This is a genomic window from Candidatus Villigracilis affinis (assembly GCF_016705895.1).
Lineage (GTDB): Bacteria > Chloroflexota > Anaerolineae > Anaerolineales > Villigracilaceae > Villigracilis > Villigracilis affinis.
This window is the reverse complement of record NZ_JADJKT010000007.1, coordinates 20,572-45,097: the sequence shown is the minus strand read 5'-3', so window position 1 is coordinate 45,097 and position 24,526 is coordinate 20,572. Positions and strand designations below refer to the sequence as shown.

Annotated in this window: 16 protein-coding genes and 1 pseudogene; 13 read left to right on the top strand and 4 right to left on the bottom strand. The window is 52.0% G+C overall.

Features of this window, described 5'->3' with window-relative positions; all coding sequences use genetic code 11:
• Position 1: 1 nt before the first annotated feature.
• A complete protein-coding gene (locus tag IPI86_RS04940; RefSeq protein ID WP_345296879.1) occupies positions 2 to 3,223 on the bottom strand; it encodes a BTAD domain-containing putative transcriptional regulator in 3,222 nt (1,073 codons plus the stop codon).
• A gap of 93 nt (positions 3,224 to 3,316) precedes the next feature.
• Here IPI86_RS04940 and IPI86_RS04935 point away from each other — a divergent pair, with 93 nt between their 5' ends.
• The 13 genes and pseudogenes from IPI86_RS04935 (at position 3,317) to IPI86_RS04875 (ending at position 17,894) form a co-directional block, all read left to right on the top strand.
• Positions 3,317 to 4,993: an ABC transporter substrate-binding protein gene (locus tag IPI86_RS04935; protein WP_345296878.1), complete on the top strand. Its 1,677-nt coding sequence runs from the start codon at positions 3,317 to 3,319 to the stop codon at positions 4,991 to 4,993.
• A 70-nt stretch (positions 4,994 to 5,063) separates the two neighbouring features.
• Positions 5,064 to 6,086 (top strand): ABC transporter permease, encoded by a 1,023-nt coding sequence (locus IPI86_RS04930; RefSeq protein WP_345296877.1) that lies wholly within the window; start codon positions 5,064 to 5,066, stop codon positions 6,084 to 6,086.
• 2 nt (positions 6,087 to 6,088) lie between these two features.
• Positions 6,089 to 6,976, top strand: coding sequence for an ABC transporter permease (locus tag IPI86_RS04925; RefSeq protein WP_345296876.1), 888 nt, complete (start codon positions 6,089 to 6,091; stop codon positions 6,974 to 6,976).
• The gene (locus tag IPI86_RS04920; protein ID WP_345296875.1) at positions 6,973 to 7,944 is read left to right on the top strand and encodes an ABC transporter ATP-binding protein; all 972 of its coding nucleotides are present in this window, start codon (positions 6,973 to 6,975) and stop codon (positions 7,942 to 7,944) included. The genes IPI86_RS04925 and IPI86_RS04920 overlap by 4 nt, the downstream gene beginning before the upstream one ends.
• On the top strand, positions 7,944 to 8,936 hold the full coding sequence (locus IPI86_RS04915) for an ABC transporter ATP-binding protein (RefSeq protein ID WP_345296979.1): 993 nt from the start codon (positions 7,944 to 7,946) through the stop codon (positions 8,934 to 8,936). Before IPI86_RS04920 ends, IPI86_RS04915 begins: the two co-directional genes overlap by 1 nt.
• 14 nt (positions 8,937 to 8,950) lie before the next feature.
• Positions 8,951 to 9,865: a carbon-nitrogen hydrolase family protein gene (locus IPI86_RS04910; RefSeq protein WP_345296874.1), complete on the top strand. Its 915-nt coding sequence runs from the start codon at positions 8,951 to 8,953 to the stop codon at positions 9,863 to 9,865.
• Between the two features lie 109 nt (positions 9,866 to 9,974).
• Positions 9,975 to 12,260: a hypothetical protein gene (locus IPI86_RS04905; RefSeq protein ID WP_345296873.1), complete on the top strand. Its 2,286-nt coding sequence runs from the start codon at positions 9,975 to 9,977 to the stop codon at positions 12,258 to 12,260.
• Between the two features lie 128 nt (positions 12,261 to 12,388).
• Complete coding sequence (locus IPI86_RS04900) at positions 12,389 to 13,036, top strand: MBL fold metallo-hydrolase (RefSeq protein WP_345296872.1); 648 nt, start codon at positions 12,389 to 12,391, stop codon at positions 13,034 to 13,036.
• A gap of 1 nt (position 13,037) precedes the next feature.
• Entirely contained in the window at positions 13,038 to 13,340 is a 303-nt protein-coding gene (locus IPI86_RS04895; protein WP_345296871.1) for a hypothetical protein, read from the top strand.
• A 39-nt stretch (positions 13,341 to 13,379) separates the two neighbouring features.
• The gene (locus IPI86_RS04890) at positions 13,380 to 15,842 is read left to right on the top strand and encodes a glycosyltransferase family 39 protein (protein WP_345296870.1); all 2,463 of its coding nucleotides are present in this window, start codon (positions 13,380 to 13,382) and stop codon (positions 15,840 to 15,842) included.
• Positions 15,843 to 15,869: 27 nt separating this feature from the next.
• Positions 15,870 to 16,646, top strand: a pseudogene (gene mutY / locus IPI86_RS04885) (A/G-specific adenine glycosylase); the annotation flags it as partial.
• On the top strand, positions 16,549 to 16,884 hold the full coding sequence (locus IPI86_RS04880; protein ID WP_345296869.1) for an NUDIX domain-containing protein: 336 nt from the start codon (positions 16,549 to 16,551) through the stop codon (positions 16,882 to 16,884). The pseudogene mutY and the gene IPI86_RS04880, both read left to right, overlap by 98 nt.
• Positions 16,885 to 16,985: 101 nt before the next feature.
• The gene (locus IPI86_RS04875) at positions 16,986 to 17,894 is read left to right on the top strand and encodes a hypothetical protein (RefSeq protein ID WP_345296868.1); all 909 of its coding nucleotides are present in this window, start codon (positions 16,986 to 16,988) and stop codon (positions 17,892 to 17,894) included.
• A 48-nt stretch (positions 17,895 to 17,942) separates the two neighbouring features.
• On the opposite strand, the gene IPI86_RS04870 is transcribed toward IPI86_RS04875, so the two are convergent.
• From IPI86_RS04870 to IPI86_RS04860, 3 genes are all read right to left on the bottom strand, one after another.
• The gene (locus IPI86_RS04870) at positions 17,943 to 19,586 is read right to left on the bottom strand and encodes a ribonuclease J (RefSeq protein ID WP_345296867.1); all 1,644 of its coding nucleotides are present in this window, start codon (positions 19,584 to 19,586) and stop codon (positions 17,943 to 17,945) included.
• Positions 19,587 to 19,904: 318 nt separating this feature from the next.
• Positions 19,905 to 20,243, bottom strand: a complete 339-nt coding sequence (locus IPI86_RS04865) for a DUF1992 domain-containing protein (protein ID WP_345296866.1) — start codon at positions 20,241 to 20,243, stop codon at positions 19,905 to 19,907.
• Positions 20,244 to 20,311: 68 nt separating this feature from the next.
• On the bottom strand, positions 20,312 to 24,499 hold the full coding sequence (locus IPI86_RS04860; protein ID WP_345296865.1) for a PAS domain S-box protein: 4,188 nt from the start codon (positions 24,497 to 24,499) through the stop codon (positions 20,312 to 20,314).
• Between the last annotated feature and the right edge of the window lie 27 nt (positions 24,500 to 24,526).

Here is a 24,526-nt window from a genome sequence, read left to right as displayed (position 1 = left end):
ATCAGTTCTTGAAATTTTCCAACAGTTTTTGGTAAAGGGATTCGGTTGCAGGCAGCGGTTCCATATCCAATTCCTTTGCCAGAACGCGCTTCATTTCCTGATACAGGCTGACCAATCCTGCGCGGTCTCCCAGCGCGGCGTGGACTCGCAGTGACTGGCAGTACAGGTCTTCCTGAAGTGAATCCACGCGCAGGGCACGTTCGAGCAATTCAATCGAGCGCGTATAACGCCGATGGGCGTAATGATGATCTGCCAGTGCCCGCAGTGAGCTGAGATAGGCTTGTGTGATCCGTCTGCGTTCGGGGAAAAGCCAATCGTAGTAATAGTTTTGCAGGTATTCGCCGTTGTATAAATTGATGGCCTGCTCGTAAAAACGCGCGGAGCCTTCTTCGTCAGAGGCGGCGCGGGCTTTGGCGAGGGCGGTATCAAATTCCTCCACGTCGATGGTGAAGCGCGCGGCATCAATGCGGTAATCGCCCGCTTCCACGAGGATCAGGCGCGGGGAATTTTCTCCCGTTTTCAAGGCACTGCGTAAGCGCGAGAGCGCCGTGTGAAAGGCGGTCAATCCACGGCCTGCTTTTTCCGCCCAGATGGCATCGAAGACGCGGTCAGCGGGGATGCGTTCGCCGCGAAAGGTGATGAAGAAAGCCAGCAGATCACGCGCTTTGGAGGAAACCCAACGCTCCTGTGTGATCTCCTCTTCGCCCACAAAGACCCGAAACGCGCCCATGCTTTTGATCGTGATCACAGACTGGTCTTTGACTGTGATGGTTTGTTTCCTGCGCTTGTCGGGTTGGAATTCGATCACCCGATCCAAAAATGGACTGGTGTGCCCCGCTTCGATCAGCGCATTGCAGACTACGCGGCTGCGTTCGCCCTGATCGACAAACAACTGAAAGGCGCGGGTGGGTTCGATCAATTCCAAGGAGGCGCGGGCATAGTCCACGCCTGTTTCTTTTCGATCAGTGACGAGGTGAATATATGCCAGCCCGAAATACACCATCGCCAGCGGAACTCTGAATTGACGGCGTTTCCCTGATTGCAATAATTCATTGAATAAATTTTCGGCGCGGTTGAGTTGTTCATTTTCAAGGGCAACATCTGCCAGAACGCTGCGACAGACGAAGGCTTCGTAGGCATCGCGGTTGCCTGTGTACGCCCACAACGCGCCTTCGGCAAGCTGCCAGGCTTCATCTACGCGGCCTTGACCGTACAGGTTGTACGCGAGATAGCCCGTCGCCATCAACTGCTCGTAGGAGGCCATGCCAAGTCTTTGGGCGAGTTCCACCGATTGCCGCAATGATGCTTCGGCGCGTGAGGTTTCACCGAGGCGCGTGAGCACATTGCCCAAAGCGGTATAAGCGGCGGGGAGCAATTCGGTGAGGTGCAGGGTTTGCGCGATCTCCAATCCGCGCTCGGCGTATTTCAGTGCGGTCTCGAATTCGCGCCAATACAAATGCGGAGTGACCAACAGGATATATGCCTGCGCCGCGATCGGTGACATTTGATCGGGGACGAGTCGCAGCGCTTCTTGCGCATATTGCGCCGCCGACTGCGGGTCGCCGTGCCACCAGCAGATCTGACCCAGAGATTGGAGAAACCCAGCACGCTCCAATGCCGAGAGTTTATCTGCGGCCTGACGGGCTTCATCCACGGCTTGTTCGGCGAGTTCCTGTCCGCGGTCCATGCCGCTGAGGAAGCCTGCGCTTTTGGCGAGCGCCATCAAGGCTTCGGCGCGCGCGGCGTGATCATTTTGCGGTGCGGATTCAAAAGCCTGTGATGCCAGCGTTTCAGCCTGACGATAATTTCCCTGTGCGCGATACACTTCCGCAAGGCGGGTGATGGCGCGGCTTTGCCCCGATGGATTCTTTTGCTGTTCAAATGAAAGGCGGGCATCTTCATAGGCGGTGGTTGCCAGCCCCGCTTCGCCCAGCCTGCGATGGGCATTGCCGTGCTGTAAAAGCAATTCGGGATATGCCCGCAGTAATTCGGCGGGGAGCATGTTGAGGTAGCGATGCAGCACTTCCACGCGGCCACGTTCAACGTAATCGGATGCGAATTTCAATGCCACCTGCGCAGCGGATTCAAAAGCCTGCGCGTTGATGAAATGGATGAAGGATGCTTCCCACTCACCATGCTCCTCGTAATATTTTCCCGCGCTTCTTTCCAAACCCGACACCTGATCGCTGAACTCGCGGCGGAGTCTGCTCAACAGGAATTCGCGGAACAGAAAATGATATCGATACCAGCGTCTTTCTGAATCGAGTGAGGTGAGAAACAGATTTTGTTTTTCCAGTTCTTCGAGAATATCCTGTGAATTTTTTACGCCAGCGATGGAATTGCAGGAGGCCGAATCCATTTGTGCGAGGATGGCGGTGTGTAATAAAAATTTTTGTTTTTCCTCGGGCTGTCTGCGGAAAACTTCTTCGGCGAGATATTCAAAGACAAAACGGTGCGACCCGCTCAGCGATGCGATGATCTCGCGGGCGGCCATTGCATTTTGCCCCGCCAGCGAGTTGCGGACGATCTGCAAGCCTGCTGCCCAGCCTTCGGTTTTTTCACTGAGCAGGGATAAATTTTCGGAAGATAGATCATGGGCTTCGCGCTTGAATAACTCTGAGACTTCATTATCACGGAAGCGCAGTTCAGTGGCGCGTAATTCGGACAATAGTCCACGGGCGCGCAGACGGGCGAGTGCGAGCGGCGGATCGGCGCGGGTGGAGATGATCAGCCGCAATGTGGGCGGCGCATTTTCCAGCAGGTAATCCATCAACTGATGGACGACGGGGCTGGTGATGGCATGATAATCTTCGAGCACGAGCAGAAATGGATCGGAGACCTGTTCGTTGAGTTCGTTGATCAATACGGTAAGCACACGTTGTGAGGCCATGCCTGCTTCGGGGCTATCGAGCAGGGCTTGGGCGTTTTGTCCGAGTTTGGCGGCTTTTTTCAATTTGGCGCGGCGAATGGCTTCGATGAGATAGGTGAGAAAAACCGTCGGGTCGGAATCTGCTTCTTCGAGCTGGTACCAGGCTGAAGGTCCGGAGTGAGCCGCTAAAAAATCCGCAAGCAGGGTGGTTTTGCCGTATCCCGGCGGTGCGGAGATCAGAATCAGCCGTTGCCCTGTTTGTTTATCCAGCCAATCTATGAGATGCGGGCGCGGCAGGGAGCCGGCCCGGGGAGGCGGCGTGAATTTTGTATTGAGCAGGGGGGAGGGCTTCATCTTGGGCAATTATATCCGCTAATGTTTTGCAAATTTTCTGCAAACCCGCTGTGATAGGATTGCACAAATTCGTCCAAGATAAGAGGAGAAACCATGAATAGAAAGCTGTTCGTTTTATCGCTGTTGTTGGTGTTTTCGTTGATTTTGGCGGCTTGCGGTTCACCCGCGCCCGCCGCAACGGATGCGCCCGAAGTTCCCGCCGCTACGGATGCCCCCGCCGCCACTGAAGCTCCTGCCGCAACCGAGGCTCCCGCGGCTGGACCTGTTGTTCTGAAATATGCCAGTTCCGCCAATATCACCACATGGGACCCAATCGCTTCATTCTCAACCGAAGCCGCCTATATGGCGAACATGTATGAGCAATTGTTGCGTGTCAATGCGCCCGGCAGTGCTGAACTTTTCACGCCCTTGCTTGCCGAGAGTTGGGAAAAGAGCGAAGACGGTTTGGTGTGGACCTTCCACCTGCGCGAAGGCGTGAAGTTCCACGATGGCGAGCCGATGAATGCGGAAGCCGTCAAGAAATCCATCGAAGCCGCCAAGGATCATGCGGGCGCTTCCTTCATTTGGCTGCCGCTCGATACCGTGGAAGCCACCGATGAATTGACCGTTGTATTCACCTTGAAATGGGCACAGCCTCTGGAATTGATCGTCGGTTCTGAATATGCCGCCTATATCGTCAGCCCGAAGGCGCTCGATGCCGCCGCCGCTGATGAAAACTACTGGAGCGCTGGTGTGGAAGCAGGTACGGGTCCGTACATGCTTGAATCCTACACCGCTGACCAGGAAATTGTTTTGACTCAGAATCCCGAATATTGGGGCGGATGGGAAGAGGGTCAGTATGAGAAGGTGTTGGTCACAATTGTGCCTGAAGCCACCACACGCCAGCAACTGCTTGAAGGCGGTGAAGTGGATCTCGTCACCAGTGTACCTGCGGATGCTTTTGCGACCTTTGAAGCGAATTCTGATTACACAACCTCGCTCGAACCCGCGCTTTTCAATTACACCGCTTTCTTCAATACGTTGAAAGCCCCGTTGGATGACCCGAAGGTTCGCCAGGCTTTGTCGTATGCGATCCCCTACGAAGACATCATCGCCATCGGTGCGAACGGTCGCGGCACCCAGAGTCGCGGGCCTGTGCCTGCGGGTGTGTTCCCGTATTCGGACGACGTTCCGCAATATAACTACGATATCGAAAAAGCCAAGTCCTTGCTGGCTGAAGCGGGTCACGAAGGCGGCGGATTCAGCCTCAAGCTGACCTATGCTTCCGAGAATTCCACTGAGGAAACCTTCGCTCCATTGATCAAAGATTCCTTCGCCCAGATCGGTGTGGATGTCACCATCGAGGCGCTTGAATTCACCCAGCAATGGGAACTTGCCAAGACAGATCCCGCCACCGCTCAGGATATCTTCCTCCTGCTTTACTGGCCCACCTATTCCGATGCTGGCGCCGACAATATGTGGAGCATGTTCTACGGCAATCCTGAAAACCCTGGCAATTTGAACGCCACCAAGTTCAACCTGTCCTATTGGATGAACGAAGATTACAACGCTCTGGTGGATGAAGCAGGCGGTTTGAGCGGCACCGATCTCGATGCCTCCCTCGCCAAATACACCGAAGCCCAAACCCTGCTCGTAGATCAAGCGCCCGCCGCTTTCCTCTTCGACACCATGGTTGCCTTCGTTGTCCCGAACCATGTGGAAGGCTTCAAGTACAATTTGAACTATCCTGATGTCCGCTTCTGGTTCTACGATCTTCGCCCTGCCAAATAATTCATAACGATTGAATACCTCACCACAGAGAGCATGAAATTGGGTGTTCTCTGTGGTGAATTTCAAAATTATGCAAAAGCTTGAATTCCTCCTCCGCCGTTTGGGCGCCTCGATATTTGTTTTGATCGGTGTTTCGGTCATTACATTTTTTATCGCACGCGTTGTGCCTGCGAACCCTGCCGCCTTCTACATCGGCCCGAAGGCGCGCGCGGAGGATATTGAGCGTGTCACCAAACAACTCGGCCTTGATAAGCCGCTGCCCATTCAATATGCGGTGTACATGCAGGAACTTTTGCGCGGCGACCTCGGCACATCCATTTCAACCAAGCGCCCGATCACCGAGGAATTGGCAGGCCGCATCCCCGCCACGCTCGAATTACTTTTCTCGGGTATGTTCATCGCGGTGTTAATCGGCGTTCCGCTTGGCGTGGTGAGCGCGCGCTGGCAGGGCCGTCCCATTGATGTGGGCGTGCGTGTGCTTTCCATCGTCGGCGTTTCCATGCCCGCCTTTTTTCTTGGACTCATTTTTCAGATCATATTTTTCCGCAACCTTGGAATTCTTCCGCTCGCAGGCCGTGTGGATGGGGACTTACGATTTTCGGATCCGTTGACGGTGATCACCAACTTCATCCTGCTCGATTCGATCCTGACCGGGAACTGGGTCACACTCAAGGATGCTTTTCTACACCTGATCCTTCCCTCCCTCACTTTGGCCGCTTACCCAATTGGCTTGATCGCCCGCATGACCCGCGCCGCCATGCTCGAAGTCTTTGGGCAGGATTACATCCGCACGGCACGCGCCTATGGGGTTCGTCAATATGTGGTGGTGTATCTCTACGCGTTGAAGAATGCCATCAGCCCCACCCTCACCGTCATCGGCCTGACCTTCGCCTTCGCATTGACGGGAACTTTTTTCGTTGAGATCCTTTTCAACTGGCCCGGGCTGGGGTTGTTCACCGTCCGCTCGCTGTTGAATTTGGATTATCCCGCCATCATGGGCATGACTCTTTTCGGCGCTTCCGGGTATGTGATCATCAATCTATTCGTTGACCTGCTTCAGGCGTGGGTTGACCCGCGTGTGAGTCTGAACTGATCATGGCTGTCACCCCGATCCTTCCCACCGAATCATCCAGCAAGCGGACCGCACGGCACGTGTTGTCGGTCATTTTGCGCGACCCGTTGTCATTTATCAGCACGGTCATTATTGTTTTGTTTATGTTCATGGCGATCTTCTCTTATCAGATCGCGCCTTATCCAGAGGAAGGGGAGGGGAAAACGCACGCTTCGAACACCCTGTTGCCGCCCTCTGCCGAACATTGGTTTGGCGCCGACAAACTTGGTCGCGACATTTTGAGCCGTGTCATTATGGGCTCCCGCCCTGCGTTGATCATTCCGATCGGCGTGGTGCTGTTCGCTGTGCTGATCGGCGCTCCGCTTGGCGCATTGGCTGGCTACAAAGGCGGCTGGCTGGATGAAGTCATCATGCGCATCACCGATCTATTCCTCGCGTTTCCATCTCTGCTTTTGGCGATGGCAATTGCCTCCGCGCTCGGCCGTGGATTGGATAAAGCCGCGCTTGCGCTGATCATCTCGTGGTGGCCGTGGTACACGCGCATTGCACGCGGGGTCACGCTCAGCTTGAAGGAGCGATATTTCGTCGAGGCTGCGCAGGCGATGGGCGTCAGTGATACGGTGATCATTTTCCGCCATATTTTGCCGAATACGATTTCGCCCATCCTCGTGCAAGCCACAGTGGATTTGGGAACTGTCATTCTGGCGATGGGCGGTCTGGCATTTTTAGGCCTTGGCACTCAGCCGCCTTCACCCGATTGGGGTTTGATGGTCAGCGACGGCCGAACCTACATCCTCGATCAGTGGTGGATTGCGACATTCCCCGGCATTGCGATCTTTGTTGTGGTGCTTGCGTTCAACCTGCTCGGCGATACCTTGCGCGATATCTTTGACCCGAGGCAATACAAATGAACTACTTATTGTCGGTCAATGATCTTGCGATCGAATTCAAAACGGCCAGCGGCGTTCACAAGGCGCTGAATCATGTTTCATTTGGTGTGAAGCGCGGAGAGATCTTCGGCGTGGTCGGTGAAACAGGCTGCGGCAAGACGATCACAGGTTTGTCCATTTTGCGGCTGCTGCCGAGATCCGCGCGGATTCGCGGTGAGATCATGTTCGAGGGTAGGAATCTGCTCTCGCTCTCAGAACCAGAAATGGACACGGTTAGAGGCGGTCGAATTTCCATGATCTTCCAGGACCCGACTTCTTCGTTGAATCCAGTTTTTACGGTTGGCGAACAGATCACACGTGTGGTCCGTCAGCATTTGAAGTTGGATAAAAAAGCGGCGCAGATACAGGCTGAGGAAAGTCTCGATGCGGTTGGACTGCCCGATGTCAAACGGGTGATGACTTCGTATCCGCATCAGCTTTCGGGCGGGCAGCAGCAGCGCGTGATGATCGCGATGGCGTTGGCATGCCGCCCTTCACTGTTGATCGCCGATGAACCCACAACGGCATTGGATGTGACGATTCAAGCGCAGATTTTGAATCTGCTGCGTGACCTGCAAAAGAAATTTGACCTGTCGATTATTTTGATCACACACAATTTGGGCGTGGTGGCGCAGGCTTGTGACCGCATGGCGGTTTTATATGCGGGCAGTGTCGTTGAAATTTCGCCCACATATTTTGTGTATGAATCTCCGCATCATCCGTACAGCAAGGGACTCTTGAATGCCATCCCGCGCCCGGGTATGCGCGGATCAAGAATGGCGGCGATTCCGGGGACTGTCCCTGCCAACCCGGGCGAGATCGTTGGTTGTCCGTTTGCGCCGCGCTGTGCCAATGTGCTTGAACGCTGTACGAAAGAAATGCCGCCGTTGAAATTTGTAGGCGACTCGCATGAGAGCGCCTGCTTTTTACCTGCCGAGCCTCGAAAATGATGACGAATCAACCTTTACTTTCAGCACAGAAACTCAAGAAGCATTTTCTGCTTTCCGATGGTTTGATCGCGCGCATCAACCCGGCCATGCGGCGCTACGTCCATGCGGTGGATGGGGTGAGCATTGACGTGATGCAAGGGGAGGTGCTGGGGCTGGTGGGTGAGTCAGGCTGCGGCAAGACCACGCTTGGACGAATGTTGCTGCGTTTGATCGAGCCGACCGAGGGACAAGTGTTCTTTGGCGAACGTGAGATCACCGCGCTTTCACGCACTGAGATGCGCCCGCTGCGCCGTGAAATGCAGATCGTTTTTCAGAACCCGCTCTCGTCGTTGAGTCCGCGTTTGAAGATCGTGGATATTGTGGCGGAGCCTTTGCGGACGCATGGAATTATCCCGAAGAACGAGATCAGGAATCGGGTTGTTGAATTGCTCGATCAGGTTGGTTTGGGTGCCCAGCATTTGGAGCGTTTCCCGCACGAGCTTTCAGGCGGACAATGTCAGCGGGTGGCGATTGCGCGCGCATTGGCGGTCAATCCGCGGTTGATCGTTTTGGATGAGCCAACTTCGGCGCTGGATGTTTCGGTGCAGGCGCAGATCATCAACCTGTTGCAGGAGTTGCAGCAAAAAAATAATTTGACCTACGTTTTCATTTCACATGACCTCAATGTGGTGCAGCATATCAGCGACCGCATCGGTGTGATGTATTTGGGCAAGCTCGTGGAATTGGGCGCGGCGGATGAGGTCTTCAATGCGCCGCTGCATCCGTATACGCAGGCGTTGTTTGGCGCGATACCTTTGCCTGTTGTTTCGATTGAGCGGCGCGAACTTTCCACGCTGGAGGGGAATGTGCCCAGCCCGATCGATCCGCCTGCGGGGTGTCGATTCCATCCGCGCTGTCCGTTGGCTGCGGGGCGGGAAATTTGTCAGAAAACAGAACCAGTTTTACGTCAGGTAAGAGGCGGGCGCTCCGTCGCCTGTCATTTTGTGGAGTGATGAGGAATCCATCTATGACTCGATTATTTGGTATTGCCGGTGTGCAGATGTCTGTTGAACGGTGGAATGCGCATGCTACGATAGATAAAATGTCTGATCTTGCGCTGAACATCAGTAAGAGTTTTCCGTGGGTCAACCTCGTGATGTTCCATGAGTTGGTGGTGCCCGGGCTGGTGCAGTTTGTGACGCCCGAGGATAAGGATTGGTATCTAAAAAATTCAGAGGCGATCCCCGGCCCGTTGACCGAGCGTTTGCAGGCTTTGGCGCGCAAGACTCACAAGTGGCTGGTGCCTGGCTCGATGTGGGAATTGGATGGCGACAAGATGTACAACACCGCGATTGTAATTTCACCGGAAGGCGAGATCGTTGCCAAGTATCGCAAGATGTTTCCGTGGCTTCCCTACGAAGCAGGGACAACGCCCGGCGATCAGTTTTGTGTTTTCGATATTCCCGATGTCGGGCGGTTCGGTTTATGCATTTGCTACGATATGTGGTTTCCCGAGGTCTCGCGTCAACTGGCCTGGATGGGCGCGGAGGTGATCCTTCAGCCGACACTCACGCCCACATCAGACCGTGAATTGGAACTGGCGATGGCGCGTGCCAATGCTTTGTTCAATCAATGTTATTTCGTCAGCGTGAATGGGATCGGTGAGTGGGGCGGCGGGCGTTCAACGATCATTGACCCTGATGGCCGCGTGTTACAGGAAGCCTCGACCAACCAGACCTTCATGACCGAGATGATCGATCTCGATCACACTTCACGGACGCGTGAGTTTGGCACACTGGGTCTTGCGCAAACATTGAAACAGTTGCGTGACTCCGGACATAAATTCCCGCTCTATGAAGACAATAATCTTGAAAAAGGAAGTTTCGCGGAACTCGGGGCATTGAAGTTCCATAGAAATATCAATACGGCCAAGACAACTTAATCAATGGGAATCAGGCGGGCAACACGGAGGTGCGTGTTGCCCGTTTTTGTTTTCGATCTGGCAGGCGCGGTCTGTCAATCAACTTTATATCAGCCAAAGGAGCATGAACATGAAGAGATCGGTTTTCCCATTTGCATTGACCCTGTTTTTATTGCTGGCGCTTTTGATGGCAGGCATGCCCAACCCGGTATCTGCCCAACAGACTCAGATCTATTCCACGAACTTCAACACTGGTTATAGCGGTTGGACGACCAGTGGAACCGTGGCAGGCATTGCAAGCCCGTCCATTGTGCCCAACTCGGTGAGCATCCGCGGAACCGCCAGTATTACGCGCGCGGTATCAACGGTTGGGTATTCAGGCATTTCGATCACATGGAACATGGCTGCCTCCTCATTGGAAAGCGCCGACCATTGTTACATCGAATACAACACCGGCAGCGGCTGGACCGCCATCGGCATCTTGAATGACGGTCAGGATAACTCAACGTTTTTTAACGGTACCACAAACAATATCGCTGGCGCAGATCAGAACGCGAATTTCCAGGTCCGCTATCGTGGCAATGGTGCAACGACTGGCGATTATTGTTATGCCGAAGATGTCACGGTCACAGGCACGGCTGGGACTCCGCCTACCAGTACCCCGATCCCGCCGACTGCGACTCCCGGACCCACTTCCACACCTCCTCCCGGCGGATCGGTTCCCGGCGACCCGCTTACTGGTTCTGGTGCTGTGACACGTTCCTTGCTGACATATGCAAACCTGACTTCTGGCACCAGCACCGCCCCTGTGGATGACAGTGCGTTTGCTCTTCCGTCAAATGCGGCCATGCCGCTGCATGCCTTTGAAGGTTTACTGGTCTTGAATAACGAAGCCACCAGCGGCGGCTTTAACGAAGTAAAGGATTCATATGCTTATACTGGGAATGGTGATAATCCCCGCAAGCATTTGCCCGAATTCAGTTTCGAGTTCGTTCAAAATGGAAGCCATTTGATTCCCGTCAATCAAGGCTTGAGCATCACCGGTCACCAATATTGGAATTACATCATTGGCCCGGGTCGCGCCTGGTCTGAAACGACCGATAATGGCTGGTCGCGTGCTTCCTTCCCGTTTGCGTTGGTTCAGCGTAATGCCAATTGCACCCACAATGGCGTAATGACCTTCCTGTTCAACGGCTCGGCGGTTTCGAATGTGCGCTATCAGATCACCCAGGAAACCTGTGCCTATTACAAGATCAACATGTGGGGACAGTTATCTGCCACGTACTCACCGTATGCAGTTGCAAATGCAGACACATACAAGAATAACCACGCCGTGGAAGTTGGAAATCGCCTGCCCACCAAGTCCATCGCGGAATTGGCGACGGATTACCCCGCCTCTGGCGTTAACACGTCCGTTTTTGGCAGCGGTGTGACTGCCGCGCATATGACCACTTATGGCGTCGTTTTCAACGGAGTCAATTATGTTTCAGGCTGCGGCACGCGTTACGGTCAATATGCCTATTGCGGTGTGATGCGGGTCCCATCCTATTCCACGGCTAAATCTGCCATGGCTTCCATGTCTTTGATGCGGCTCGGGCAGAAATACGGATCTGGCGTATACAACCTGCTGATCAAGGATTACGTCCCCGAATACACTGGCAGCGTTGGCGTGTGGACGAACGTGACCTTCAACAACACCATTGACATGGCTACAGGGAATTACCGCCTGGCTGGATACGAGTCCGACGAAGGCGGAAGCTACATGGAAACCTTCTTCCTCGCCGAACCATACAGCAGCAAGATCACAGCCGCCTTCAATTTCCCGAGCAAAGCCGCGCCGGGTACATTCTGGAATTATCACTCCTCCGACACGTTCATCCTCGGGCGTGCGATGCAGAATTATCTGAATGCGCAGGGCGGTGGAAGTGACATCTTCAATATGCTGCGTGATGAGGTTTTTGTCCCGCTCAAGTTGAGTGCAGGCACTATGACTTCGCTCCGCACCGATAACAACACCACCGGTCAGGTATTCGCAGGCTATGGCCTATTCTGGACACAGGACGATATCGCCAAGGTTGCCCTGCTTTTGAACAACCAGAACGGCGTTATCGATGGCACGCAGATTCTCCAGCCCGATATGCTTGCCGATTCCATGCAGGATGACTCCACCGACCGTGGAATGAACACAACCGGTACACCAGTGTTCAAATACAACAACGGTTTCTGGGCCAAGGAATTCACCTCCGCTGATGGTTACACCTGCTCTTTCTATACTCCCTTTATGTCAGGCTATGGCGGCATCACGGTTGTGATGATGCCCAACGGCGCCACCTACTACTACTTTAGCGATAATGAAGAATATTCCTGGAGCAGCTCCGTGAACGAAGCCAATAAACTGGCTCCGCATTGCCCATAAAACCTGCACGATAATGAACTGAATCACAGCCGCCTGCCAAAAAAGCGGGCGGCTGTTAATTTAATAATGTCCAGATGCCCTTCGGGGAGCGTGCCCATCGGGTATAATTGCCCTTCGGAGGCTCTTTTATGGAAATTACCTGGTATGGACATTCCTGTTTTCGGCTCACGGAGCGCAATTATGTTACCGTGGTCACCGACCCTTATGACAGCAAAAAAATAGGATATGAACCGTTAAAACTTAAAGCTGAGATCGTTACAGTCAGCCATGACGCGCCCGGCCATAGCTACAGTGAAGCGGTCAAGGGCTCCACACACGTATTAACGGGTGCTGGAGAGTTCGAGATTGGCGGTGTATTTATCACCGCCGTTCAAACTGACAGCGCTGGCAAGAAGTCCAAAGAAAAGGTTCGCAATACTGTGTATGTGTTCGATTATGACGGCATCACAGTGGCCCACCTTGGCGACCTGCAGCAGATCCCCACGCAGAGCGAGATCGAATTGCTTGGTACTGTCAATGTGGCGCTTGTTCCCGTCGGTGGCGGGAGCAGCCTCAACGCTGCGAAAGCCGCGGAAGTCGTCAGCATGCTCGAGCCCAATCTTGTCATCCCCATGCACTATTCCACACCCGATTCAAAAATAGACCTTGAGTCAATCAACAAATTCATCAAGGAAATGGGTCTCAGCAAACCGGAGTCACAGCCCCTGCTCAAGGTATCCCGCTCGAGTCTTCCCGATGAGACACACGTTGTAGTTTTGGATTACCAAAAAGGATAATATGTCGGTCAAAGTCATCATGACCTGGGATATCGCCGCCGAGCGAGATCAGGAATATTTCGAGTTTGTTATCGGTGAATTCGTGCCTGGTGTTCAGCGGCTTGGGCTTCAACCCACGGAAGCCTGGGCGACGATTTACGGTTCCTATCCTCAAATTCAGGTAGGGCTGCTTGCCTCTGATATGGCACAGGCGCGCCGCATTCTGTCTTCTCCAGATTGGGTGGCCCTGCAGGAACGCCTCTTTGGTTATGTAAAAAACTATTCACACAAGATCGTTCCGGCGCGCGGCGGATTTCAGTTTTAAAGAAACTTTATTGGGCTTCGGAAGTTTTTCTCAAACGCTATGATTTCAAATACACCTCAAAAGACTTCCGAAGTCTTTTCTCGATTATGGCCGTGGTTTTTCTTTGCCGCGGCCTTTGAGTCCCTGCTCGCTGCTCTCGCGCTCCTGCTTCTTCCATCTGAAGATGGCTTGTCCCTTGCGCGCCTCGGCCTGCTTGCGGTTTTTCTGCTCTTCTTTTTCGCGGGGATTTATTTTGGATGGAATACTCGTCGCGACTCATCCAATTTTGACTGGTTCGCCGACACGACTTTCATCCTCGCCTCTGCGCTTCTTTCCCTAACCTCGGGCCTGACTCTGTTCCTTTTGCGGTATCTCAGCCCGGAAAAGCTCCTGCCCTATTACGAACGCCTGAGTCCTTTGCTTTGGTATCTGCTGGTCATCGGGGTCCAATGCTTTATTCTGCTCCTGCTCCAAAAGAATGGATTTCATCCGCAGGAATTATCAAAGCGTAAACCTGTTTATATCTGTGCCCTGATCGTCTTTTTCATTTTATTTGCCATCTTCCTCTTTGTAGCCATTACCAGAATCGGCATCACCGCAGACCAGGCCTATTGGGGTGAACCCGGAGTTGCCATTCTTGGCTGGCAATTTGCCATTGCTATTCTCGCGGGGTTCACTACGCTTGTTTATGTCCTGAATGAAGTTGAAGGACGAAATTTACGCTTTACGAATTTTTTCATTCCTCTGGCTCTTTATATCACCGCAGCCATTCTCTGGCTTAGAGTGCCAGTGGACGTTTTGCAAAATAGTTTTTATTCGCCGATCACTCCGCCTGCCAATACGCCATTTCCATATTCCGATGCGGGTTTTTATGATTACCTCGCTCAAAGCCTCCTCCTCGGTACGGATTACCTCGGCAGCATTCCCCCGCGTCCGTTTTATGTGTTCTTTCTGGCAGTCCTGCATTTCTTTTTCGGGCAGGATTATTCAGCCATCATCACCGCGCAGACTTTGGTTCTGGCTTTTTTCCCGGTGACCTTGTATTTCCTCGCGAAGAAACTGCATACTCCCGCCGCAGGCGTGACCGTTGCCATGTTTGCCATTTTCCGCGAATTGACCGGACTGTGGATTTCTTCCAGCACCCGCGTGGCAAACTCAAAAATTTTTACCACCGATTTCCCTACCGCCATGGCGTTGACGGTTCTTTGCCTCGTTCTCATTTGGTGGCTGGAACGTCGTGATTTAAAATCCACGCTGATCGCGGGCGGATTTTTCGGCCTGGTGCTTTTATTTCGAACGCAGTCATTGCTTGTTTTGCCAGTGGTATTTGTGCTGGCATGGTTTGCCTTCCAGCGCAAAACCAAAGAGTGGGTGATGGCGGGCATTGTCTTTGCCATTGCAATGACCTTCACTGTGCTGCCATGGTTGACTCACAACTATACAGTGACAGGCCAGTTTACCTTCGATGATCCACGCCAGGCGGCCATCATTTATAGCCAGTATTCCTTTTCGGGGCATTTGGATCTCAGTCAATTCGACCCTGCAAAAGAGAGCGTCGGGCAGCGGATCGTTTCCTTTTCACTTGAAAACCCCGCCTATGTGGCTGGCTTTATCACCAGTCACATCTTGAATACGGAGATCGGCGGATTGCTCGCCCTTCCGCTCATTGAAAGATTCGATGGATTAATGGAGCCTGTCAATTTATATTGGGTTTCATGGAATGGGACACTCGTCTGGTACAACCTTGTTTTGCTTTTGATCTATCTGGCGATCATCGCAGTAGGGATTGGCGCGTCTTGGCGTCGCATGCAGTGGATCGGTATGGTGCCGCTGGCCGTCAATCTGGGATATGTGCTTGCCAATGGCATTTCCCGCTTTTCCAGTTGGCGCTACAACCTGCCCGTGGATTGGGTCATTTATTTCTATTTCGCCATCGGCGCAATGGAAATTTTAGGAGGCCTTTCCCTTTTATTCGGCAAAAATCCATTTGTAGATATTCATGAATCTTCCAAACTGAGTCAAGGAATTTCCCTTCGCGATTTTCGCCCGCAATATACTCTTTTCATTTTGGGTTTTATGTTCATTGGTGCACTCCCGTGGTTTGCAAAAGGACTGGCGCAGCCCCGATACACAGCCTCTCAAAATGAATTGCTCGCAACACTCGAATCTCGTGGACATGATATTGGAGAGATTCGAACTTTCCTTGATCAACCCGAAGCTGTTCTTTTGGAAGGACAATTGCTCTATCCGCGCTTGTTCAGGCGTGGAGAGGGGATGGCTTCTGTGAATCCCTGGCCTGCGTACGCGATCCGCGATTACTCCCGCATTGGCTCGATTCTGCTCAACGCCACGCGCAGCGATTTGATATTTATCACGAAAGACCTGCTTGATTTTCAACACGGCGCAGATGCGATTGTCCTTGCCTGCAAGACAGATGAAGGCTACTTCAACGTCCGCCTGATCGATTTCGAAAAGATGTTCTTCGAATCTGCTCCGCTGACCGATCTTTGCGCTGACAACTGATACTAACAACCCCGCCTCTCTTCCGACCTTCTAAACTGGTACAAAAAACACGGGCGGACTCTCCCCTGGCGCGACCACCCCGATCCGTACGCGGTCTGGGTCTCTGAGATCATGCTCCAACAAACCCGTGTCGATACGGTGATTCCCTACTTCGAAAAATGGATGAAGTTGTTTCCCGATATCCCCGTGTTGGCAAAAGCTGATGAGCAGACCGTCCTCAATGCATGGGAAGGGCTGGGATATTACAGCCGTGCCAGAAACCTGCATAAAGCTGCGAAGATCGTCGCTGAAAAGTTTGGAGGCGAATTGCCCCGTAATTTGGATGACCTGCGCAGCCTGCCTGGAATTGGCCGTTACACGGTTGGGGCGATTGCATCCATGGCCTTCAAAATGGACGAACCCACTTTGGATGGTAATCTGCGGCGAGTATTTTCGCGCCTGTTCGATGTGACAGAGTTTGCCGATTCGCCCACAGGCGAAAAGATATTGTGGGGATTAGCCGCCGAAAATCTGCCCAAAGGAAAAGCCGGTGACTACAACCAGGCTCTGATGGATCTGGGCGCGACCATCTGCCTGCCGAAAAATCCACGCTGTTTGCTTTGCCCCTTGATGGAAATCTGCGAAGCCCGCAAGAATGGCACGCAGGAGCTGCGTCCCGTTTTGAAGCCGAAGAAAACAGGCCCCACAATACGTCCACGCGGCAGCAGTGATCATCGAGCGCGGACGCGTGTTACTGCACCAGCGCCCCGCAGACGGATTGCTCGGCGGCATGTGGGAATTTCCAAATGCACGCGTCGAAGCTGACCCTGCCGCAGGGCTGGTCAAAGCCATTAATGCCGCATACAGCTTCAAGGTCAAGAGAAAAGATGCGCTGGGTGTCGTCCAGCATGCTTATACCCATTTCAAGGTCACTGTCTATGCGTTTCGATGTGAGGCGGCTTCGGTCCCCAAAAACAAAAACCTGAAATGGGTCAAGCTCGGTGAACTGGACGATTTCCCCATGGGCAAGGTGGACAGGCAAATTGCGAAAATGCTGAAGTGATATTTGATTGAAAATTTGATTATAAAAGAGGGAATTGATTCTCGGTTGGATTCTCGTTATACTAGGATTTAGGTTTTATATCCGTGTTTTGGGAGGCTTAAATGGATCAAAAGGCTAAACCTGCGCCTGGTAACAATGAAGAAGAACAGTACAAAGAAAAGGATCCCTTTTGGAGACGCCTTCCACTTGTTGTGCCAATTGTTGGGGCAATTCTTACATGTACTGCGACTGTAGTGGGAGCGTTGTTGAATGCTGATGCAATTTGGAACTTTATACTTAATAGACCTACTCCGACTCCTACTACCATTAGTATAGAAGTTTCTCCTACTGCAACAAACAGCCCTTTTATACCCACCTCTACACCCGAACTCTCTTGCATACTTAATCATAATTGCCCTGTTGGCGGAGATTGGGGGAATAACTGTATTGCCGGATATAACTGGACGGTTTACTCTTCATCGGATTTCCCCGAATTACCCAAAGATGATCGTGAATGTTTTTCACAACCTATCTTGGATGCGTTTTATACAAAGGATGGGGGATTGTATATATTTTCCCAGCCTAAAGCTTTAACAAAATCCAAGGATTATGGTGTGTTCTACCCGTTACCACAGAGCGGGAATGTAAGCGTTGATATTGATCTGGATAAGGTTGATAATGCGCAGATTTGGTTTGGGATTTTTGAACTTCCTGATGTTAGCTCTAAGGGAGTCTTACTAGTCGCTCCACCTGGTGATGTGCGTGAGCAGGCATTTGCGCTTAAAACCATGCCAGAAAATAAACGAATAGAAGTCAGCAGAGTCTTTCAAAATCCATCAGGGAGATATACATTGGGCTTTGAACTCGAATTTGGTTCGATCATTGCCAATGCTGAAGGTATATCAATGACGCCCATTCCATTTACTTCACCTAATCGCTGGTTATTTATTGGGTATCGGGCAAAATTGGATGATCCAGCAAACGGTAGCGCGGATATTCAGGCGTTGTTTACTGACTTGAACATAAAGTAATATAAAAAAATCCCCAAGCAAGTCGGGGATTTTTTTATATTACTTATCTTACGCCTTGCTCAATGTCACAAAGACCATCGGCCTGCGTTTGGTTTCCTGATGCAGGTAGCTCTTCACGGCATTGACGATATCTTTTTCGTCATCCAATTTGCTGTCATGGACAACGTCCATGACGCGCTTTTGCACTTCGGGGATCAAGGTTTCCGCTTCTTCGGGGGAAACGAATCCGCGGGTGATGATCTCGGGGTCGTGGAGCAGGCGGCCTGTAAATTTATCAACGCTGATGTCAATTAAGAGAATGCCATTGCGGGCCAGTTGACTGCGCTCGCGCATCACGTCGTGGTCTATGTCGCCGATGGATTCACCGGTGACGAACACGTAATCGCCTGGAATGCGTTCGCCGAGTAGGATCTTGTTGCCGATCAATTCCACCACCTGTCCATTTTCAACGACGATGGTGTTTTCGGGCTCAACGCCGAGCTGCATGGCGAGTTCCGCATGGCGCATGAGCTGGCGCAATTCGCCGTGAATGGGCATGAAATGCTTCGGCTTCACGAGGTTGATGAGCAATTTCTGCTCCTCCTGCGCCGCATGACCCGAAACGTGGATGGGGGCGATGCCATCATGGATGACTTTCGCGCCTCTTCTTAACAGACGATTGATCGTCTTGCTGATGGTTTCTTCATTGCCCGGGATCGGGTGTGACGAAAGCACGATGGTGTCACCGGGTTTCAGGTCAAATTGACGGTTTGTCCCAGCGGATAACCGCCCGACGATGGAAGACGGTTCGCCCTGTGAGCCGGTGCACATGATCGCCACCTTGTGGTCCTGCATTTGTAGGGCCTGATCGATGGGCACGATCATTTCATCGGGGATATTCAGGTATTTCATCTTGCGGGCGATCTTTACATTGTCCACCATGCTGGGGCCAGCAAGCGCCATCTTGCGTCCGTGCTTGGCGGCGGCGTCAGCTACCTGCTGAACGCGGGAAATCAACGAAGCGAAAGTCGCCACGATGACGCGGCCTTTTGCCTCTGCAAAGACCTTGTCGAACGCGGGACCGATCACAGACTCAGAAGGAGTCCAACCGGGGCGTTCGGCATTGGTTGAATCGGAGAGCAGCAAATCCACGCCGCGGGTGGAGAACTCGGAGAGCTTGGCAAAATCGGTCGGCCAGCCGTCCACGGGGGTGTGGTCGAATTTGAAATCGCTCATGTGAATCACCAGGCCCGCGGGGGTGGTAATTCCCAAACCGACCGCATCGGGAATGGAATGGCTTACATGAAAATACTCGATCTGAAAGGGACCAATCTTGCTTGATTCGCCCGCCTGAATGGTCTTAAATTGTGCCTTGTGCTGGGCATTGTTTCGAGAAAGTTTCCCCTCGATCAATCCGCGGGTGAGCGGGGTTGCGTAAATGGGCACGTTGATCTGGTCGATCACGTGCTGGATCGCGCCGATGTGGTCCTCGTGCCCGTGGGTGATGATCAGCCCAAGCACGCGGTTTGCGCGTTTTATCAAATATTCAAAATCGGGGATGATGTAATCCACCCCGAGCATGTCATTATGCGGGAACATGATGCCTGCATCTACAACGATGATGTCGCCTCCGAATTCGTAGGCCATCATGTTCTTTCCCACTTCGCCCAGCCCCCCGAGCGGGATAATTCTTAACTTGTTCTTTTTACTCATATGTTTTTTATAAACCTCACTAAGAGTTGATATGTTAAACCGCTTATGCGGTAAAAGTCATGGTTGATGTATTTCTGGTATTTTCCTCGGCGCCTTTTCCCACAAAAAAAAGACCTCCGCTGACTTGCTCGCGAAGGATCGTACTTCAAAACACGATGTTCTCAAACAAACTGCCTGCTATCGGCAGAGAAAGTCAACTTAACTAATGAGAGTATAGCAGGGCGGGGATGATTTGTCAAAGCGGACTTTGTCTGCAGGATTTTATCCACAGGACTATGCCAAAGGATTTTGCGCATCGCTCCCCGCCCCGGCCTGATCTTATTTTCTGCTGCTTTTACTTTGCTGACGTTTCTGCCGCTCAAGCATCACGTTGAATTGCAATTGCTTTTCACGGATCATTTTCTTGATGCGATTGCGGTCTTTTTCCTCGTAGGTGGTTGCGAGCCTATCTTTCAAGGCAGCGATCTCCTGTAACAGATCCACTTCGGCAGAGACCATGCCCGCACCTTTCAACATCGCATACGCATTGCGGACGTCTTCCGGTGTTTCAAAATATGCTGTCAGGTCGATGGGCTTGCCCTTGCCTTTCAGGTTGTCGAAATCGCCGCGTTCCTGTGCTTCTTTGATGATGGCTTCCACTGCTTTTTCAAGACTCATCGTCAGCCTCCTACAATGTAAATTTGCCCGACCAGTTTCAAGGTCCGCTGTGAGGCGCGGGCTTTTGTTTATTTGTTCCTCAGGCTATCGACCATCTTCAAGAACAATTCAACGATTTTCGGGTCGAAGTGCCTGCCCGATTCTGATTTTACATAATTCAGCGCTTTTTCGAAAGACCATGCCTTACGGTAAGGGCGGTTTGAGGTAATGGCATCCCAGACATCGATGATGGCGAAAAGACGCGCCACGAAGGGGATTTGCTCGCCTTTCAATCCTTGCGGGTAGCCAGTGCCGTCCCATTTTTCGTGATGGCAATAGGGGATATCAATCGCAGGGCGCAGGAAGATAATGGGGCGGATCATGTTATAGGCATATTGCGTATGTTGGTGCATGATCTCCCATTCCTGTGAGGTGAGGTCGCCGTTTTTGTTCAGGATATGGTCAGGAACGCCCATTTTGCCGATGTCGTGCAACAAGGCACCACGGCGCACCTGAATAATATCGGCTTCACTCAAGCCTGCCAGCTGTGCAAGTTTGACCGTCCATGCGGTGACGCGTAGGGTGTGGCCTTCTGTTTCTTTATCCCTGAGTTCCAGTGCCTTGGACCAGCCTTCAATAGTGGCATCGTATGCGAGTGAAAGTTCGAGATTCGATTTTTCGAGGTTCTCGAAAAGCTGGGCGCTATGAATGGCGATGGCGGCCTGGCCTCCGAGTGCTTCAAGGAAATCGAGCCATTCCTGGTCGGGGGAGAACGCCGTTTTGTTGTACACCTCAAGGATGCCGCACACCTGTCCGTTGGCGATCATTGGGACGATGTGACAGCTTTCGAAGCCTTCCTTGATCGCGATCTCGCGATACATGCGGTCTTCTGCGTTTTTGAGATTTGTTACCTTGACCATGCGGCGTTCAATGATGGCTGTGTTTGCAAACCCATGGTTCAGTTTGGGATTCGCGTTTTCGATCTCCTTGTGATGGAAGCCCTGAGCGGTGGCGTATTCGAGCATGTGGGTGACTGGGTTGTAAAGCAGGGTTGCCGCTGCATCCACTTTCATCAAGGCAATGGCCTGACTGATGAGCATGTTGAGGGTGAGGAGCAGGTCCATGTTCGAGTTGATCGCTGTGTCGATCGAGCGTAATGCCTGTACGCGTTGCAGCCGCGAAAGCGCATCATCATAAAGTTTTGCGCGCCGCAAGGCATTGCCGACCATTTCACCGATGGCGCGCAGCAGTTTTATTTCGGCGGCTGTGAACGGCCCCAGCGCGGAATCTTTTGCGCGGGCGCACAGTAGCGTGCCGATGAATTCCTTTTCGGATTGCAGAGGCACGATCACGGTCGGACCGATGTTCTGTGTATTTTTTATTGATGGTGACCTGAATGGGTCGTTGGTGAAATCGAGTGTGATATAGGGTTCGAGTGTTTGCATGATGCGCCCGCTGATGCTGTTCTTGCTCTCGAATTCCAGGCCTGTGTTGCCGCCAAGTAAGCCGCTTCCAAGGATGTATTTAAAGTGGATGCGATCTGTTTCGAGCAGAATGAGCGCATTGGCGTCTGAGTTGAATGTCCCCTGCATCTGCTCCAGCACAACGGGAATCATTTCCTGTGCGGTTTGTGCGGTGCGTAAATGGGAGGATATTTTAAACAGAGCTTCCAGTTCCTGTGATTTTTCAATGATCTCTTTTTCAGCCAGTTTGCGTTCGGTGATATCTTCCTTTACGCTGACGAAGTGGGTGATCTTTCCATTGCCGTTGAGGAGCGGTGAGATCAGCACATCCTCCCAGTAATATTCGCCGTTCTTTTTCTTGTTTTGAAGTTCACCATGCCAGACCCTGCCCGAAGTGATACTGTCCCATAATTGGGTGTAGGTTTCAACGTCTGTATTGCCAGATTGAATGATGCGCGGATTATTGTGAATGATGTCTTCGAGCGCATATCCGCTTATCTGAATGAACTTCGGGTTAACGTAATCAATATTGCCATTGAGATCGGTAATGACCACTGAAGCCGGGCTTTGCTCCACAACGAGAGATAGCTGGCGCAGCCTTTCGTCCGACTGCTTTTTTTCGGTGATGTCGATCATGATCCCAAGCAGTTTGATAGGTTGATCGTCTTCCAGCACCACTTTGACCGTATCACGCAGCCAGACAACTCTTCCATCCGCGGCGATCATGCGATACTCAAGTTCAAAGGAGCTTTTCATCTTTGCTTTGGCGGCACAAAAATCCACGGTTGATTCGCGGTCTTCGGGGTGAATATGGTCCACCCAAAAAGTCGGGTCAGTGATCCACTGTTCGATGGGATAACCCAATAATTGCTCTGCCTGCCTGCTGACAAAGGAGAAGGACAATGCGTGGATGCCAGATTCCCAAACGACCCCATCGACATTTTGTATCAGGGATTCGTAATCCTGCTGCATCTTTTTCTTGATTTCCTCGGCGTTCTTGTGCTGGGTGATATCGTGGAGGATGACAGCGAATTGTTTTGGCGCAGGCGAAAAAGCACGTACTTCAAAGTGCTTTTGAAGGTTTTTGGAATATTCCTCGAAATGCTCGGGTTGACCATCCAAGGCCACCCTGCCATATCGTTCCACCCAGCTGGACTCGGCATCTGGCAAAACTTCCCGTAAGGTTCTTCCGATAATACTCCCTGCCCTTAAACCAGTGAGTTTTTCAAAGGCCGGGTTAACGATCAAAAAGCGATAATCCACAGGTTTTCCGTTCGCGTCGCAAATGATGTCGTGCAGCGCGAATCCATCCATCATTTCCTCGAAGAGCAGGCGATATTGCCCTTCACTGGTGCGCAGGGCGGCTTCCGCTTTCTTTTGTTCGGTAATGTCGAAGAAAATGGTGGTGAATTTACCTTGAACCGGTCTGGATGTTGAAATATGCTTCCACGCCTTCAGACGGTCTTCATAGAGTTCAGTGACGATGTGGTCGTCATTCAAGTGTTCTTTCCAGAAGGCGTTGATGTATTCTGCGGGCATCTTGTAGATTTCCGTCGCCAATTTGCCAACGGCCTGTTCATGGGTTACATTGGCGATGCGTTCATAAGCGGGGTTGACTTCCAGTATTCTATAATCCACGATCTCGCCCTGTTCATCGTAGACCAGTTCGTTCAATGCCAGACCTTCTTCCATGGTATTGAATACCGTACGGAGTTTTTCTTCGCTTTCCCTCAAGGCATCCTCGGCCTTTTTCTTCTCGGTAATCTCATGGCCGCTTCCCAAGATGCCGACAGGATTCCCGTCTTCACCACGGATCAGCACGAACGTATCCTCGCTCCAAAAAGTTGTGCCGTCCTTTTTGTAGTATTCCAATTCCATTTTGGCGGATGATGTGCTGTTTATGTTTTCAGGCGCGAGAGCCGATTCAATGATTACCTGGGCCCGCCGCATGGAATCGGGGGTGAGGTTTTGATCCAGCGGCAGATACCGCAGCTCGAGGGGAGTAAATCCGCGCAGCCGTGTGACCGATGGGCTGGTGTAAATTGGTTTGAAATCCATATCCATCAGCCATACGGTGTCCCTCATGTTTTCGGTGATTAGGCGGTATTGGGCTTCGCTTTTTTCAAGAGCTTCCTCGGCCTGCTTTTTTTCGGTCACATCCTGCATTAGGGAAAGTACGTAGGTTCCGCCTTCCAATTCGATCAACTCGCTGTCGCAAATGCAGAAGACTTCCCGCCCGTCCTTTGCATGCAAGAGCAATTCCATTTTTGTTACGCGGCCCAAAGATTGCAGGTCCTGTTTCAATCGTGCACGGTCTTGCGCGCTGATCCAGCCGATCTCGATCGACGTCCGTCCGATCACCTCATCACGTGTGTATTTGGAAACTTCAAGGAATTTTTGGTTGACATCCAGATACCTCCCCTCCTCCAATGAGGCCAGAGTGGCCATGACCGGAGAAAGATTGAAAACCCTGGAAAATTTTTCTTCGCTGGATGCGATGAGTTCATGATTCTTTTGGATCGATAAGATCAGTTTCTCCCTTTCCTGAAAGCGTTTTTTTAGGTCATGGGATGTGAGGTAAATACCTGCGATTCCTACCAGCCAGAGCACACCATACCCCCAAAATAAAAAATTCAAGTGTGAAACGTGCTGAATTTGATGAAGCGAATCCCCCCTCATTGTTGTTTCCGAAGGCTCAAAGCGCACCCAGTTAATGTTGAACCATACAAGGCAAATGGTGATGACTGTCCACCCAGCCAATGCCGCTAGAGTGTAGGAGCGTCCCCTAAAAAAGTAATCGTCGGTTTTAGTCATGAGTTACCTCAGTACCAATCATTAAGA